The sequence below is a fragment of the Bacteroides muris (ex Fokt et al. 2023) genome (genome assembly GCF_024704895.1).
Taxonomy (GTDB): Bacteria; Bacteroidota; Bacteroidia; order Bacteroidales; family Bacteroidaceae; genus Bacteroides; species Bacteroides muris.
The window spans coordinates 22,318-38,494 of record NZ_JAMZEE010000016.1; the positions used below are offsets into that span (position 1 = coordinate 22,318).

The window sequence follows — 16,177 nt, forward strand, 5'->3', positions numbered from 1 at the left end:
TGTGTTGATTTTTGTTTTTCTATTGTTATCAATTGTTTTTGCGAAATTTAAGCGGGAATGTACTTCTGTGGTTTTTTCATTTTGGATACTATTTTTTGCTTTAATTACTGCATTACGTGATGGGGTAGGAACTGATTATGAAGCTTACGTTTATATTTTTGGTTTGACTCCGACTTTAGATGAACTTTTTTCTACACTTCCAGTAATTGATATAGGTTTTTGGTGGTTTAATTCTATAATTAAGACTTTTACAGGAAGCGTTGTTGTAATGTTTTTCTTTTCATCGTTTATAACAACAATGTTGTTTTTTGTTGTTTGCAGAAAAATTTCGCCAAGCCATGTCATGGTTTCATTGCTGATTTTTTATTCATTTTTTTTATTGAGATTTGAATTTAATACGATTCGACACGGTATGATGGTAATGTGGGTGTGGCTGGGTTTTTGCTATGTTCCGCTGAAGGATTATCGTTTTTTTCTTTTTGTAATTATAGGAGGGTTGTTTCATGTTGTGGGCTTTCTATTTTTGCCATTTTATTGGTTGTTGAATTGGCGGATAAGTAATATCGGAATGTTTTTTATAATCTTATTATCCTACATGATAGGATTTTATCTTCCGATTTTTCAATTCTTACAATTTTTCGTTTCTGCTAACAGTGTATTAGGCAGTAAATTTCAGTTTTATACGGAAGAATATTATGCGCTTGAGGCTTCTTCTTCGATAGGGATTACTTTAGGAATGATTATCTATTTATTTTTATTGCTGTTTTTTTCTATTCAAATGAAAAAGATGCGAGCTAACATTTATGCTTTATTATTGAGAAATTCTCTATTTATAGCACTTTGTATGGCTTTTTTGTTAAATAAATATGGGGTGTTTGTAGAACGACTTTCAAGTTTATTGTATGTAAGTATTGCTTTTATAGTTCCGATGATAATTCAATATTTATTCAGGGATGCGAGTCACAAGTTATTAGCTTATTCTATATTGGTATTATATTGCTTTTTATTATTAGAAAGAAATGTTTTGTCTGTAGAAAGTTCAACGGGAGAATTGCAATATGTACCATATAAAATGATTAAATGTTTTATGTAAATATATATATATGCTGAATAGAGAATTAGTATCAATAGTAACTCCCATGTATAATGGAGAGAAGTATGTTGAGGAAACGATAAATTCTGTTTTGCAACAAACATACTCAAATTGGGAAATGATAATAGTTGACGATGGGTCTAAAGATAATAGCTCCTTCATTGTAGAGGAATATTCTAAGAAAGATAGAAGGATAAAATTATTAAGACAAAATAATGCTGGCTCTTCTGCTGCACGCAACAATGGATTACGACATGTTCAAGGGCGTTATGTCTGTTTTTTAGATTCGGATGATTTTTGGGAGCCTAATTTTTTAGAGACTCAATTAAAGTTTATAAAAGAAAAAAAATCGGCAATTGTTTTTTCTTCATATAAGCGTATAAATACAGAAGGAAAAGAAATTTTTAAGCCTTTTATTGTACCTGATAAGGTAGATTATTACAACCTGTTGAAGTCATGTTCAATTTCATGTTTAACCGCTTTGTTTGATAGAGAGAAAACAGGTGATGTTTTATTTAATGAGGCAATGGGAAGTATGCGAGATGATTTTGTCTTTTGGCTTTCTATCTTGAAAAAAGGGGGATATGCTTATGGTAATCCGGATGTTTTAGCATCATATAGAGTTTTTGCAGCAAGTACTACCGGAAATAAAAAGAAAGTAATGAAACCTCATTTTATGGTTTATTACAAGGTAGAAAAGCTTGGACTAATTAGAAGTATATATTATTTTATAAATTGGGCCATTAATGGATATTTTAAATATAAATAATTATGGATTTAATTATAGGTGCTGGGGTAACAGGTATTAGCTATGCTAACTTTAAAAAGGATGATTTTTTAGTGATAGAAAAAGAGCAAGAGGTTGGTGGATATTGTCGGACAATTAAAAGGAATGGATTTGTATGGGATTATTCTGGACATTTTTTCCATTTTCAAAATCCAGAGATAGAAAAATATGTATGCAAAAATATTGACCCCAATCTATTGTTGAGAATAGAGAAGCACACGCAAATTTATTATAAAGGTAAATATATAGATTTTCCTTTTCAAAAGAATATTCATCAATTAGAAAAGGAGGAATTAATAGATTGTTTATATGATCTTTTTACTTCTTATGATGGTGATGTGTCCTCTTTTAAAGAGATGGTATATGCTAATTTAGGAAAATCAATTTCAGAGAAGTTCCTAATTCCTTATAATGAGAAATTGTATGCTTGTGATTTAGATACGTTGGATATTAATGCAATGGGACGTTTTTTCCCAAAAGCTAATAAAGAAGATATTATATTAAATTTTAAGGCTCAGGATGATTCTTCATACAATAGCCATTTTACATATCCTAAAACCGGAGCTATTGAGTATGTGAATTCATTGCTGCAAAATATAGATTGTAAAAAAGTTGCTGTTGGAGAAGAAATATTGAAGATTGATACAAGGAAAAAAATAGCAACAACAAATAAAAGAGAAATTCATTATAATCGATTGATTTCGACAATGCCTTTGCCTACTTTATTAAAAAAGTGTGGGATAGAATACCCCACTAATATATTTTCTTCGAATCAAGTGCTAGTTTTTAATTTAGGTTTTGATAGAAAAGGGGTTGATTGTTGGAATAGTTGGGTCTATGTTCCTGAAAAAGAATATATCTTTTATCGTTTAGGATATTACGATAATATTATGGATACTGACCGTATGTCTTTGTATGTTGAAATCGGTTTCCCTGAAAATTATGAACTGGATAAAGAAGGCTTATATTTGGATAAGGTTTTACGTGATTTGCGGAAAATGGGGGTAATTACTTCGCAAGAGTTACTGGATTATGAAGTTGTATTGATGAAGCCTGCTTATGTTCATATTAGTAAAAATAGCATTGAATATGTAGAGAACATGAAAAAAGAATTGAGTAAGAAAGATATATATACTATAGGAAGATATGGTAGTTGGACTTATTGCTCTATTGAAGATAATATACTTGAAGCTATGAATTTGGCTAAAAGCTTATCTGATTGATATAGTATGGTCAGTTTTGTACAAAATTCTTGAAGATGTTGGATTTAAGGAATATACTTTTAAAAATAATGCTTTTGTGAACATACTAATCACCGGAATCCACGGCTTTGTGGGTTCCAATCTCGTTGTTGCCCTGAAGGAACGTCATACCCTTTACGGTCTGGATATCGTTGCTCCTGAAAAGGAAGGGGTGATGAAGACTTTCTCTTGGGAGGATATTGAACCGTTTTCTTTCCCGATGCGGAATCTTCCGAAATTCGATGCCATTATCCATCTGGCTGGCAAAGCCCATGATACGAAGAACCGGTCTGCCGCGCAGGTATATTTTGATATCAATACGGGATTGACCCAAAAGATATTTGATTTCTTTCTGGAATCGTCTGCGAAGAAGTTCGTATTCTTCAGTTCTGTGAAAGCCGCTGCAGACAGTGTGGTGGGTGATATGCTGACTGAAGATGTGGTGCCTGCTCCGGTAGGGCCTTATGGGGAGAGCAAGATTGCTGCGGAAGATTATATAAAGGAACGTTTTATTTTGCCTACCACCTCCCCCCTCGGATACTCCTCCTTCTCGAAGGAGGAGTATCCGAGGGGTTCGGACAAGCGGGTTTATATCCTTCGTCCCTGCATGATTCATGGTCCCGGCAATAAAGGGAATCTGAATCTTCTTTATAATGTGGTGAGGAAAGGCATTCCCTGGCCTTTGGGGGCTTTTGATAACCGAAGGTCTTTTACTTCGATAGACAATCTCTGCTACGTGGTGGAAGGGCTGCTGACCAAGGAGGTGGCAAGTGGCATCTACCACATGGGAGACGACGAAGCCTTGTCCACGAATGAGCTGATAGCTTTGATGTGTCGGGCTTTGGGGCGTAAGCCGCATATCTGGAAGATGAATAGGGGAGTGATGGAGTTCTGTGCCCGTGTCGGGACTTTGCTTCATTTGCCTTTGAATGAAGAGCGCCTGCGCAAGCTGACTGAGAATTATGTGGTGAGTAATGCGAAGATAAAGGGCGCGCTGGGAATTGACCGTATGCCGGTGAGGGCAGAGGAGGGGATAGTGAGAACGATAAAATCGTTCTCACATATAAAAGTTAACAATTAGGCATTGTTAGAGCCTGTTTAAATTTTCTTCAAAAAGTTTTTTCAGCTTCTTCCCAAGCTTCTTTCCGGTCTGTTTTTCTGTTTCTATTCGTCACATAGCCCGCTATGCTCTTCATTAAAACAGAAAAACATCCTCAAAGAGAACTCTTAAAAGAATGCTGAATAAAATTTGAACAGGCTCTTAGTGGTGCGATAAAAATCTAACCACTATTATTAAACAATTAATATTTAGTTAAATACAAGGGTATATTGATTTTTTGATTTGAATTTGATTTACTTATCACCAAGCAGTCCCCGGCAATCAATTCAAACCAAGATGTCAAGGTTCTCCCTTTATTTGATGATTTAAAAACTAATGCGATTTTATCGCACCGGTAGTAATTAAGAATTAAATAGGAAAGTACTGTTATGTATTATCTGCTGATATTGGTTCTGCTGTTTTTGGCAGAACTTTTTTATTTTGGGGTGGCTGACAGGTGCAATATCATCGACAAGCCCAATGAACGGAGTTCCCATACGAAAGTGACTTTGCGCGGTGGTGGGATTATCTTCTATTTCGGGGCGTTGGCCTGTTTCCTGACGAGCGGCTTTGAATATCCCTGGTTCCTGCTTGCCTTGACACTGGTGACGTCCATCAGCTTCGTGGACGATATAAGATCCACCGGGCAGATGACACGGCTGCTTTTTCATTTCTCTGCCATGGCTATGATGTTTTATCAGTGGGGACTGTTCTCCTTGTCGTGGTGGTGGATAGTCATAGCCTTGATAGTCTGTACGGGCATCATCAATGCCTACAACTTTATGGATGGCATTAACGGCATAACCGGCGGTTATTCTCTGGTTGTTCTTGCTGCGTTGGCCTATGTCAATAAGGAGGTGGCGGCTTTTGTGGAAGCGGATTTCATCTATACCGTTATCTGCTCCGTTCTAGTCTTCTGTTTCTTCAACTTCCGCAAGCGTGCCAAGTGCTTTGCGGGTGATGTGGGGTCGGTGAGCATTGCCTTCATCCTTCTTTTCCTGATAGGCAGGCTCATCATCCGGACGGAAGATTTCAGCTGGATAGTCCTTTTATCCGTTTACGGTGTGGATAGTGTGCTGACTATCATTCATCGCCTGATGCTTCATGAGAATATCGGCCTGCCGCATCGCAAGCATATGTATCAGATTATGGCGAATGAGCTGAAGGTTCCTCATGTGGTGGTTTCTTCTATTTACATGGCAGTGCAGGCAATCGTCATCGTAGGATATATAATGTGTCTGGATTCAGGCTACCGGTATCTGCTATGTACCATCCTTTTGTTAAGTCTCATTTATGTCTGTTTCATGAAGAGGTATTTTGGATTACATCAATCAATTTGAAATAGGCTTTCCTTTTCTTGATTAAGTTGGCTTGCTTGAACTGATGACTTGTAAATCAATGCTTTATAAACTTATCTCAGAAAACAGCTCCAGCGAGGCTGTTTTCTTTGTTTGCAGGCATATATATCCCCACCTTTGCATTGTTGATCAACAAAACGAGATTAAAAACCATGTTGAATTAAAAATGTAAAAAGGAGAAAGAAAGTATGCCTTTATTTTATTATGCAAGACAGTCGTCTCTGGCGACGAAAGAGGGTGCCAAACTTTGGCATCTGAGTTTGAAGAAAGTGGGAAGGGCTGTGGATGCGCAACAGCTGGCTGAGGTGATTGCCGAGAAGTCTTCATTGACTCCGGGTGATGTACATAATGTAATCCGTAACCTGATGACGGTGACGGTGGCAATTCCGGTGGCGGTTCCGACGGTGACCAGGGAGAGAACCCGTTAGGATAAGATGTATTTACTAATTTTGAAAGATTGAGACTATGAAAAAGAACGTTTGGGACAAGATTTTGAAGGTAGTGATAGCTGTTGCTTCCGCCGTATTGGGAGCTTTAGGCGCCAATGCAATGAATATATAAATGTAGATTTATATAGAATAGTAGGGGAAAGGCGGTGAAGAAAAAGCACTTCATCGCCTTTTTGTTATTTTCTTCATTTATAATTCCCTGCCAACCAAAAAATCTTATTACCTTTGCGGGTCACTTTTGGAAACAATAAAAATATAATGATATGAATATCTCTTATAATTGGTTGAAAGAGTATGTCGATTTCGATTTGACACCGGATGAAGTCGCTGCTGCCTTGACGTCCATCGGACTGGAAACGGGAAGTGTGGAAGAGGTGCAAACCATTAAAGGCGGACTGGAAGGACTGGTCATCGGCGAAGTGCTGACATGCGAAGCTCATCCTAACTCAGACCATATGCACGTCACTACGGTGAATCTGGGACAAGGTGAACCCGTGCAGATTGTATGCGGCGCTCCGAATGTAGCTGCCGGACAGAAGGTGGTAGTGGCCACGTTGGGTACAAAACTGTATGACGGTGACGAATGCTTTACCATCAAGAAATCAAAACTTCGTGGCGTGGAATCTGTCGGCATGATTTGTGCTGAGGATGAAATCGGTATCGGTACGGACCATGCAGGCATCATCGTACTGCCGGAAACAGCTGTCCCAGGTACGCTTGCCAAGGATTATTATAACATCAAGAGCGATTACGTGCTGGAAGTGGACATTACTCCCAACCGCGCCGATGCTTGCTCGCATTATGGGGTGGCACGTGACTTGTATGCCTACTTGATACAGAACGGTAAGCCGGCTACTTTGAAGAAACCTACGGTAGACGCTTTTGCGGTAGAAAATCACGACTTGGATATTAAAGTAACTGTAGAGAACAGCGAAGCATGTCCCCGATATGCCGGCGTTACGGTGAAAGGGGTTACAGTAAAAGAAAGCCCCGAATGGTTGCAGAACAAGTTGCGTATTATCGGCCTGCGTCCTATCAATAATGTGGTGGATATTACCAACTATATCGTCCATGCTTTCGGCCAGCCGCTGCACTGCTTCGATGCGGATAAGATTAAAGGCAGCGAGGTGATTGTAAAGACAATGCCGGAAGGTACACCGTTTGTAACTCTTGACGGTGTGGAACGCAAATTGAACGAACGCGACTTGATGATTTGCAACAAGGAAGAGGCGATGTGCATTGCCGGTGTGTTCGGCGGTCTGGATTCCGGTTCTACGGAAACCACCAAGGATGTGTTCCTTGAAAGCGCCTACTTCCATCCCACATGGGTGCGCAAGACAGCCCGTCGCCATGCGTTGAACACAGATGCTTCTTTCCGTTTTGAAAGAGGTATTGACCCGAATGCCACTATTTACTGCCTGAAGCTGGCTGCTTTGATGGTAAAGGAACTTGCCGGAGGTACCATTTCTTCTGAAATAAAAGATGTGTGCGCCGCTCCTGCCAAGGATTTCCGTGTGGAACTTGCTTATGAGAAAGTAAACTCATTGATTGGTAAAGTTATTCCGGTGGATACTGTCAAGAGCATCGTGACAAGTCTGGAAATGAAAATTGTAGACGAGACAGCCGAAGGACTTACACTGGATGTTCCTCCTTACCGTGTGGACGTGCAGCGCGATTGCGATGTGATAGAGGATATCCTGCGCATCTACGGATATAATAATGTAGAGATTCCGACTGCCTTGAAGTCTTGTCTGACTACCAAGGGGGAATATGATAAATCCAACAAACTGCAGAACTTGGTTGCCGAGCAGCTGGTGGGCTGTGGTTTCAATGAGATTCTGAACAACTCGTTGACGCGTGCCGCTTACTATGACAACTTGGAGTCTTATCCGTCAAAGAATCTGGTAATGTTGCTGAATCCGTTGAGTGCAGACTTGAATGCCATGCGTCAGACACTGCTTTTCGGTGGATTGGAAAGCATCTCGCACAACGCCAACCGTAAGAATGCAGACCTGAAATTCTTTGAATTCGGTAATTGTTATCACTTCAACGAGGAGAAGAAGAATCCGGAAAAGGTGCTTGCCGCTTATTCCGAAGATTATCATCTTGGTTTGTGGGTGACTGGCAAGAGGGTGACCAACTCATGGGCTCATCCGGATGAGAACAGCTCGGTATATGAGCTGAAGGCATACGTTGAGAATGTCTTTGCCAGATTGGGGCTGCACATGCATGATTTGGTTGTCGGGAATCTGACTGATGACATCTATGCTGCCGGTTTATCCGTACAGACAAGGGGGGGGAAGCGGTTGGCTACTTTCGGTATTGTAACAAAGAAGTTGCTGAAGGCATTCGATATTGACAACGAGGTTTACTACGCCGATTTCAACTGGAAAGAATTGCTGAAGGCCATTCGCAATGTGAAGGTGAGCTATACGGAAATCTCCAAGTTCCCTGCCGTGAAACGCGACTTGGCGTTACTGCTCGACAAGAAAGTGCAGTTTGCGGAAATTGAGAAGATTGCCTACGAGACGGAGAAAAAGCTGCTGAAGGAGGTTTCTCTCTTCGATGTTTATGAGGGTAAGAATCTGGAAGCCGGTAAGAAGAGTTACGCGGTGAGCTTCCTGCTGCAAGATGAGAATGCAACATTGAACGACAAGCAGATTGACAAGATTATGTCCAAACTGGTGAAGAACCTGGAGGACAGGTTGAATGCCAAGCTGCGTTGATTCATTATTCAGAATTTATAATTCATAATTTAAAATACAGTTCCAATGGGAAGAGCATTTGAATATAGAAAAGCTGCCAAATTGAAAAGATGGGGTCACATGGCAAAGACCTTTACAAGACTGGGTAAACAAATTGCTATTGCGGTGAAGGCCGGTGGTCCGGAGCCGGAAAACAACCCGACACTGCGTTCGGTAATCGCTACTTGTAAGCGTGAAAACATGCCGAAGGATAATATTGAACGTGCTATCAAGAATGCGATGGGTAAGGACCAGAGCGACTACAAGGGTATGACCTATGAAGGATACGGTCCTCACGGTGTGGCTGTTTTTGTGGATACGCTGACCGATAACACTACCCGTACGGTAGCCGATGTGCGTTCCGTATTCAACAAGTTCGGCGGTAACTTGGGAACAATGGGTTCACTGGCTTTCTTGTTTGACCATAAGTGTGTATTCACTTTCAAGAAGAAAGACGGCATTGATATGGAAGAACTTATCCTTGACTTGATTGACTATGATGTAGAGGAAGACTTCGAGGAAGATGAAGAAGAAGGCACTATCACTATCTATGGTGATCCGAAGAGCTATGCGGCTATTCAGAAGCATTTGGAAGAATGCGGCTTCGAAGATGTCGGTGGTGAGTTCACTTACATTCCCAATGATATGAAGGATGTCACTTCCGAGCAACGCGAAACTATCGACAAAATGGTGGAACGTCTTGAAGAGTTTGATGATGTGCAGACGGTTTATACCAATATGAAACCGGAAGAAAACGAAGAGTAATGACATATACATACAAGACTCAAGGTACATGTAGCAGTAACATCAAGCTGGATGTGGAAGATGGTATTGTGAAAGAGGTTACTTTTTGGGGTGGATGTAATGGAAACCTGCAAGGACTTTCACGTTTGGTGAAAGATATGCCGGTAGATGCGGTGATTGCCCGTTTGGAAGGAATTCGCTGCGGGAAACGTTCCACTTCCTGCCCCGACCAATTGTGCAAGGCATTGCACGAGATGGGGTATTGAGCCTCCTGCTTGAAAGAATGGACGAGAGCCTCTGACATTGAAAAATGCCAGGGGCTTTTTTTGAACCTAACATGGGTGTATTTGTTATTATTTGAGTATTTTTACGTTCTTAATTAGGCAGACATGATGAGGAATATTTTTAAAGACTTGAAACGGAGAGACCATAAACGCTATCTGGGTGGTCTGGACGTTTTTAAATATATAGGTCCCGGACTGCTGGTGACTGTAGGTTTTATTGACCCGGGAAACTGGGCGTCTAATTTTGCGGCAGGGTCTGAATTTGGTTATTCATTGCTGTGGGTCGTGACTTTATCTACCATTATGCTGATTGTATTGCAACATAATGTGGCGCATTTGGGAATTGTAACCGGCTTGTGCTTGTCTGAAGCCGCTACCAAATATACTCCTTCTTGGGTGTCGCGTCCCATATTGGGTACGGCGGTGCTGGCTTCGATCTCGACTTCGCTGGCAGAGATATTGGGAGGTGCCATCGCTTTGCAGATGTTGTTTGGCATTCCAATTGTATGGGGCTCTATTTTGACTACCGTATTTGTAGTCGTCATGCTTTTCACTAATTCCTACAAGAAGATAGAACGTTCTATCATTGCTTTTGTTTCGGTCATCGGGCTTTCCTTTATCTATGAGCTGTTTCTGGTGAAGATAGATTGGCCGTTGGCTATACAAGGGTGGGTGACACCCTCGTTCCCGCATGGAAGCATGTTGATTGTCATGAGTGTGCTCGGTGCGGTGGTGATGCCGCATAATCTGTTTTTGCATTCGGAGGTGATACAGAGCCACGAATATAACAAGAAAGATGATGCGTCCATCCGCAAAGTGCTGAAATATGAATTGTTCGACACTTTGTTTTCCATGATTGTGGGGTGGGCCATTAATAGTGCCATGATACTGCTGGCTGCGGCAACTTTCTTTAAAAGCGGTATTCAGGTGGAAGAGTTGCAGCAGGCAAAATCTTTGCTGGAACCGTTGTTGGGGAGCGGTGCTGCCGTGGTTTTTGCATTGGCATTACTGATGGCAGGTGTATCTTCCACGATAACCAGCGGTATGGCGGCAGGTTCTATCTTTGCCGGTATTTTTGGAGAATCCTATCATATTAAAGACAGTCACTCGCAGGTGGGTGTGATTTTGTCACTGGGTATTGCACTGCTGCTGATTTTCTTTATCGGAAACCCGTTCAAGGGGTTGCTGATTTCGCAGATGATATTGAGCATCCAGTTACCGTTCACGGTCTTTCTGCAAGTAGGGCTGACTTCTTCACGTAAAGTGATGGGGCAGTATGTAAACAGTAAATGGAGCACGTTTGTACTTTACGCCATTGCTGCGGTGGTTACTGTGTTGAATATCATGCTGCTGGTATCCTAGTTGACATCTTGAATAATTCATTTTTAAGAAATCAAATAAGTATGAAGATTATTACATATAATGTAAATGGGTTACGGGCTGCCGTGACAAAAGGTTTTTCCGAGTGGCTGGCACAAGAGCGGCCCGATGTACTTTGTTTGCAGGAAACGAAACTGCAACCGGAACAGTATCCGGCAGAAGCGCTGGATGCTTTGGGGTATAAACATTATCTGTATTCTGCACAGAAGAAGGGGTATAGTGGAGTCGCTATTCTGAGCAAGCAGGAACCGGACTATGTGGAATATGGTATGGGTATCGAAGAATACGATAGCGAAGGGCGTTTTATTCGTGCCGACTTCGGTGATGTGTCCGTCGTGAGTGTTTATCATCCTTCCGGTACCAGCGGTGATGAACGTCAGGCTTTTAAGATGGTCTGGTTGGAGAAATTCCAGGAATATGTATTGGAGCTGAAGCGTACGCGTCCTAAACTCATTCTTTGTGGTGATTATAATATCTGCCATGAGGCAATAGACATTCATGACCCTATCAGGAATGCCACCAGCAGTGGCTTTTTGCCTGAAGAGCGAGAGTGGATGACGCGCTTTCTCAATGCAGGATTCATTGATTCCTTCCGTTGGCTTCATCCCGACAAGCAGGAATATACGTGGTGGAGCTATCGTTTTAATTCACGTGCCAAGAACAAAGGGTGGCGTATTGATTATTGCATGGTGAGCGAACCGGTGCGTCCGATGTTGAAGGAGGCGAGAATATTGGGTGACGTTGTTCATTCAGACCATTGCCCGATGTTGCTGGAAATTACAGAATGATTATGGAAACAAAAGACAGAATAGAGAAAGCTGTGGAGCTTTTCAAGAGCGGCTATAACTGTTCGCAGTCGGTGGTGGGAGCTTTTGCAGATATGTACGGTTTTACCGAAGAGCAGGCTTTCCGGATGTCTGCCTCTTTTGGTGGTGGCATAGGTCGTATGAGGCAGACATGCGGTGCTGCGTGCGGCATGTTCCTATTGGCCGGATTGGAAAAAGGAGCTGTGGAAGGCAGGGATCGTGAAGGTAAGGCGGCAAACTATGCATTGGTGCAGGAGCTGGCTGCTGAGTTCAAGAAGCGGAACGGCTCTTTGATATGTGCTGAACTGTTAGGATTGAGAAAACCGGAAGGTTCGTCCGTTCCGGAAGCCCGTACCGAGCAGTATTATGCTAAACGCCCGTGTGCTAGGATGGTTGAGGTGGCTGCCCAAATTTGGACTGAATACTTGGAAAAAACGTCCTCAAAGTAAGAAAATGGAACTTTTTCAATCTCTTGAACTAAAAAAGTGCCTAATAATGTGTTGTATAACATAATTATGGCTATCTTTGCAGCCATATAAAAACACCGACATCTCTATGCTTGGAGATGAAGGTGACGTTTAACTAAAAGCAAATAGAAATGTTGAAAGAAAAAGCTGGTATTGTTGCAGGACAGATCTGGACTGTACTGAATGGCACAGATGGTTTGACTCACAAGCAAATCAAGAAAGCAACCAAGCTGATTGACAAAGATTTATTCTTGGGATTGGGCTGGTTGTTAAGAGAAGACAAGGTCTCTACTTCTGAAGTGGAAGGCGAATTGTTCGTAAAGTTGAACTAAGCGGGGAATTAACTGGAATCTTATAAAAAGATGCGTTGGTACATGAATATGTTATCAACGCGTTTTTTTTATTTGCTCTGTTTTCACTATCTTTGTGCACCCGATTAATAGATAGTTATTGACAATGAAGAATATACGGAATTTTTGCATTATTGCTCATATTGACCACGGTAAATCAACCTTGGCAGACCGTCTGCTGGAATTTACCAATACTATACAAGTAACTAACGGACAGATGCTGGATGACATGGACCTTGAGAAGGAAAGGGGTATCACCATCAAGAGTCATGCCATACAAATGGAGTATACATATAAAGGCGAAAAGTATATTCTGAACTTGATAGACACTCCGGGACATGTGGACTTCTCGTACGAGGTATCACGTTCTATCGCCGCTTGTGAAGGGGCACTGCTTATTGTAGATGCTTCGCAGGGAGTGCAGGCACAGACTATTTCGAATCTGTATATGGCCATTGAGCATGATTTGGAGATTATTCCGGTCATCAACAAATGTGACATGGCAAGCGCTATGCCTGAGGAAGTGGAGGACGAAATCGTTGAACTGCTGGGCTGCAAGCGTGATGAGATTATCCGTGCTTCCGGCAAAACGGGCATGGGAGTGGAAGAAATCCTGGCTGCAGTCATTGAGCGTATCCCTCATCCGGAGGGTGACGAGGAAGCTCCGTTGCAGGCGTTGATTTTCGATTCTGTCTTTAATTCTTTCCGTGGTATCATTGCCTATTTCAAGATAGTGAATGGCGTAATCCGTAAAGGGGATAAAGTGAAATTCTTCAATACGGGTAAGGAATATGATGCAGATGAGATTGGAGTACTCAAGATGGAAATGATGCCACGTCCGGAGTTGCGTACGGGAGATGTGGGCTACATCATCTCGGGTATCAAAACCTCTAAGGAAGTGAAAGTTGGTGATACGATTACGCATATTGCCCGTCCTTGCGAAGAGGCCATTGCTGGTTTTGAGGAAGTGAAGCCGATGGTTTTTGCCGGTGTGTACCCTATCGAGGCTGAAGATTTCGAGGATTTGCGCTCTTCTTTGGAGAAGTTGCAGCTGAATGATGCTTCGCTGACTTTCCAGCCTGAGTCTTCATTAGCTTTGGGCTTTGGTTTCCGGTGTGGTTTTCTCGGATTGCTCCACATGGAGATTGTGCAGGAACGCCTTGACCGTGAATTTGACATGAATGTTATCACCACCGTGCCCAACGTTTCCTACAATGTCTATGACAAGCAGGGAAATATGACTGAGGTGCATAATCCCGGCAGCATGCCGGATCCTACCATGATAGACCGTATTGAGGAGCCCTATATCCGCGCCTCGGTGATTACCACTACTGATTATATCGGTCCTATCATGACTCTTTGTTTGGGCAAGCGTGGCGAGCTGGTGAAGCAGGAATATATTTCCGGTAACCGTGTGGAAATATATTATGATATGCCTCTTGGCGAAATAGTCATCGATTTCTATGATAAATTGAAGAGTATCTCCAAGGGATATGCCTCTTTTGACTATCATCCCCACGGCTTCCGCCCTTCCAAACTGGTGAAGCTGGATATTTTGCTGAACGGTGAGCCGGTGGATGCTCTTTCTACCTTGATACACTTTGACAATGCCTACGAATTGGGACGACGGATGTGCGAGAAGTTAAAGGATTTGATTCCGAGACAGCAGTTCGATATCGCCATTCAGGCTGCTATTGGTGCCAAGATTATTTCCCGGGAAACGATTAAAGCTGTTCGTAAGGATGTAACAGCCAAATGTTATGGCGGTGATGTGAGCCGTAAACGAAAATTGCTTGAAAAACAGAAAAGAGGTAAGAAACGAATGAAACAGATTGGTAATGTAGAGGTACCTCAGAAAGCGTTCTTGGCAGTGCTGAAGCTGGATTGATGTCGGAAGGATGAAATCTTAAATCAAATATAAACTTCTTTATGATTATTTTACGTACTGTGAAAGACTTCTCGTCACTGAATATAGTGGCGAGCATCTTGCTGTTTTTGATGGCTATTTTGGCGGCCGTTATTGCTAATTCACCGATGGCTCCATTATATCAGGGCTTTCTTTTGCAGGAACTGTATTTGCGTATCGGAGACTTTAATTTGTTCTCCCATGGCGGTCATCCGTTGAGAATGGTTGAGTTTATAAATGACTGCTTGATGACTGTTTTCTTTCTGGCCGTGGGATTAGAGATAAAGCGGGAACTGCTGGTTGGTGAACTTTCTTCCTTTCGTAAGGCCTCTTTGCCCTTTGTAGCGGCGTGTGGCGGTATGTTGCTGCCGGTCATTGTCTATTCACTTCTGGTCGTTCAGGGCACTCCGGGAACGCGCGGTATGGCTATACCGATGGCTACGGATATTGCTTTTTCATTGGGGGTACTCAGTCTGCTGGGTAAGCGAGTGCCTTTGAGTCTGAAAATTTTTTTGACGGCATTTGCAGTAGTCGATGATATTGGAGGCATTCTGGTTATTGCCATATTCTATAGTTCCGAGGTGGCTTATGGATACCTTATTGTAGCTGCAGTCCTTTATTTCTTCCTTTACTGTATGGGGAGATTCGGTATGACACAGAAAATATTATTCCTGCTTATCGGGGTGATTATTTGGTATTTGTTCCTTCAGTCGGGCATTCACAGCACTATTTCCGGAGTGATACTGGCCTTTGTAATACCGGCCCGTCCCCGTTTGGATGCCGGGAAATATATTAAACGCATCCGCGATATAATCGGTGATTTTCCAGTTTCAAAATCAGATAATATTATATTGACTAATGAGCAGATTGCCATTCTAAAACAAGTGGAACGCGCTTCTGATTATGTGATTAGTCCCTTACAATCTTTGGAAGACAATTTGCATGGTACGGTGAACTTTGTGATACTACCGCTCTTTGCCTTTGCCAATGCCGGTGTGGTGCTCAACGGGGGCAGTGGTGTTGTTGGAGCTGTTAGTATAGCCGTGGCTGCAGGATTGCTTCTTGGCAAGTTTGTCGGTATTTTTCTGTTTACTTGGCTGGCGGTCAAGAGCGGTTTGTCCTCGATGCCTCCGGGAATGAATTGGAGAAGTGTGGCCGGAGTGTCCTTGTTGGGTGGTATTGGTTTTACAGTATCCTTATTTATTGCCAATCTTTCTTTTGCAGGAGGATATCCGGATTTGCTCAACCAAGCGAAGTTTGGTGTATTGCTGGGAACGACTGTTGCCGGTATATCGGGATATATGGTATTGAATGCGATATTGCCGAAAGTTAAGGACAAATAAAGTTCTCTTTCGGGTACTGAACGAGGAATCGGTTCTCTAGGGATATTCAGTAAATCCCTTGAAGAATAGCTGGCATATGTAAATGATTCAAGAAACCGTATTCTCTGTTACAGAAACAGAAGAAAT

15 protein-coding genes and 1 pseudogene are annotated in these 16,177 nt (G+C 42.1%); all 16 read left to right on the forward strand.

Annotated elements, in window-relative coordinates:
• Window position 1 precedes the first annotated feature (1 nt).
• The 16 genes and pseudogenes from M1B78_RS08470 to nhaA all read left to right on the forward strand — a co-directional run bounded on the left by M1B78_RS08470 (window position 2) and on the right by nhaA (window position 16,051).
• Window positions 2–1,093, forward strand: coding sequence for an EpsG family protein (locus tag M1B78_RS08470; RefSeq protein ID WP_257940416.1), 1,092 nt, complete (start codon window positions 2–4; stop codon window positions 1,091–1,093).
• A 10-nt stretch (window positions 1,094–1,103) separates the two neighbouring features.
• Window positions 1,104–1,862, forward strand: a complete 759-nt coding sequence (locus M1B78_RS08475) for a glycosyltransferase family 2 protein (protein WP_346015110.1) — start codon at window positions 1,104–1,106, stop codon at window positions 1,860–1,862.
• A gap of 2 nt (window positions 1,863–1,864) precedes the next feature.
• Window positions 1,865–3,103 (forward strand): protoporphyrinogen/coproporphyrinogen oxidase, encoded by a 1,239-nt coding sequence (locus tag M1B78_RS08480; RefSeq protein ID WP_257940417.1) that lies wholly within the window; start codon window positions 1,865–1,867, stop codon window positions 3,101–3,103.
• A gap of 76 nt (window positions 3,104–3,179) precedes the next feature.
• On the forward strand, window positions 3,180–4,202 hold the full coding sequence (locus M1B78_RS08485; protein WP_257940418.1) for an NAD-dependent epimerase/dehydratase family protein: 1,023 nt from the start codon (window positions 3,180–3,182) through the stop codon (window positions 4,200–4,202).
• Between the two features lie 407 nt (window positions 4,203–4,609).
• Window positions 4,610–5,560, forward strand: coding sequence for an MraY family glycosyltransferase (locus tag M1B78_RS08490; RefSeq protein WP_257940419.1), 951 nt, complete (start codon window positions 4,610–4,612; stop codon window positions 5,558–5,560).
• A gap of 206 nt (window positions 5,561–5,766) precedes the next feature.
• Window positions 5,767–5,949, forward strand: a pseudogene (locus M1B78_RS08495) (HU family DNA-binding protein); the annotation flags it as partial.
• 94 nt (window positions 5,950–6,043) lie between these two features.
• The gene (locus M1B78_RS08500; RefSeq protein WP_176469098.1) at window positions 6,044–6,139 is read left to right on the forward strand and encodes a smalltalk protein; all 96 of its coding nucleotides are present in this window, start codon (window positions 6,044–6,046) and stop codon (window positions 6,137–6,139) included.
• A 151-nt stretch (window positions 6,140–6,290) separates the two neighbouring features.
• The gene (gene pheT / locus M1B78_RS08505) at window positions 6,291–8,753 is read left to right on the forward strand and encodes a phenylalanine--tRNA ligase subunit beta (protein ID WP_257932462.1); all 2,463 of its coding nucleotides are present in this window, start codon (window positions 6,291–6,293) and stop codon (window positions 8,751–8,753) included.
• Between the two features lie 45 nt (window positions 8,754–8,798).
• Complete coding sequence (locus M1B78_RS08510) at window positions 8,799–9,536, forward strand: YebC/PmpR family DNA-binding transcriptional regulator (RefSeq protein WP_136010536.1); 738 nt, start codon at window positions 8,799–8,801, stop codon at window positions 9,534–9,536.
• Entirely contained in the window at window positions 9,536–9,781 is a 246-nt protein-coding gene (locus tag M1B78_RS08515; RefSeq protein ID WP_257932461.1) for a TIGR03905 family TSCPD domain-containing protein, read from the forward strand. The genes M1B78_RS08510 and M1B78_RS08515 overlap by 1 nt, the downstream gene beginning before the upstream one ends.
• Before the next feature lie 126 nt (window positions 9,782–9,907).
• The gene (locus M1B78_RS08520; RefSeq protein ID WP_257940441.1) at window positions 9,908–11,161 is read left to right on the forward strand and encodes an Nramp family divalent metal transporter; all 1,254 of its coding nucleotides are present in this window, start codon (window positions 9,908–9,910) and stop codon (window positions 11,159–11,161) included.
• A 41-nt stretch (window positions 11,162–11,202) separates the two neighbouring features.
• Window positions 11,203–11,967 (forward strand): exodeoxyribonuclease III, encoded by a 765-nt coding sequence (locus tag M1B78_RS08525; RefSeq protein WP_176469101.1) that lies wholly within the window; start codon window positions 11,203–11,205, stop codon window positions 11,965–11,967.
• Entirely contained in the window at window positions 11,964–12,434 is a 471-nt protein-coding gene (locus tag M1B78_RS08530) for a C-GCAxxG-C-C family protein (protein ID WP_257940420.1), read from the forward strand. Before M1B78_RS08525 ends, M1B78_RS08530 begins: the two co-directional genes overlap by 4 nt.
• Before the next feature lie 149 nt (window positions 12,435–12,583).
• On the forward strand, window positions 12,584–12,784 hold the full coding sequence (locus M1B78_RS08535; RefSeq protein ID WP_136010532.1) for a winged helix-turn-helix domain-containing protein: 201 nt from the start codon (window positions 12,584–12,586) through the stop codon (window positions 12,782–12,784).
• 124 nt (window positions 12,785–12,908) lie between these two features.
• Entirely contained in the window at window positions 12,909–14,690 is a 1,782-nt protein-coding gene (gene lepA / locus M1B78_RS08540) for a translation elongation factor 4 (RefSeq protein ID WP_257940421.1), read from the forward strand.
• A 41-nt stretch (window positions 14,691–14,731) separates the two neighbouring features.
• A complete protein-coding gene (gene nhaA, locus M1B78_RS08545; RefSeq protein WP_257932458.1) occupies window positions 14,732–16,051 on the forward strand; it encodes a Na+/H+ antiporter NhaA in 1,320 nt (439 codons plus the stop codon).
• The last annotated feature ends 126 nt before the right edge of the window (window positions 16,052–16,177 follow it).

Coding starts and splice junctions, on each gene's coding strand:
- M1B78_RS08475 (WP_346015110.1), top strand. CDS start 1,104: ATGCTGAATAGAGAATTAGTATCAATAGTAACTCCCATGTATAATGGA.
- M1B78_RS08480 (WP_257940417.1), top strand. CDS start 1,865: ATGGATTTAATTATAGGTGCTGGGGTAACAGGTATTAGCTATGCTAAC.
- M1B78_RS08490 (WP_257940419.1), top strand. CDS start 4,610: ATGTATTATCTGCTGATATTGGTTCTGCTGTTTTTGGCAGAACTTTTT.
- M1B78_RS08500 (WP_176469098.1), top strand. CDS start 6,044: ATGAAAAAGAACGTTTGGGACAAGATTTTGAAGGTAGTGATAGCTGTT.
- pheT (WP_257932462.1), top strand. CDS start 6,291: ATGAATATCTCTTATAATTGGTTGAAAGAGTATGTCGATTTCGATTTG.
- M1B78_RS08510 (WP_136010536.1), top strand. CDS start 8,799: ATGGGAAGAGCATTTGAATATAGAAAAGCTGCCAAATTGAAAAGATGG.
- M1B78_RS08515 (WP_257932461.1), top strand. CDS start 9,536: ATGACATATACATACAAGACTCAAGGTACATGTAGCAGTAACATCAAG.
- M1B78_RS08520 (WP_257940441.1), top strand. CDS start 9,908: ATGAGGAATATTTTTAAAGACTTGAAACGGAGAGACCATAAACGCTAT.
- M1B78_RS08525 (WP_176469101.1), top strand. CDS start 11,203: ATGAAGATTATTACATATAATGTAAATGGGTTACGGGCTGCCGTGACA.
- M1B78_RS08530 (WP_257940420.1), top strand. CDS start 11,964: ATGATTATGGAAACAAAAGACAGAATAGAGAAAGCTGTGGAGCTTTTC.
- M1B78_RS08535 (WP_136010532.1), top strand. CDS start 12,584: ATGTTGAAAGAAAAAGCTGGTATTGTTGCAGGACAGATCTGGACTGTA.
- lepA (WP_257940421.1), top strand. CDS start 12,909: ATGAAGAATATACGGAATTTTTGCATTATTGCTCATATTGACCACGGT.
- nhaA (WP_257932458.1), top strand. CDS start 14,732: ATGATTATTTTACGTACTGTGAAAGACTTCTCGTCACTGAATATAGTG.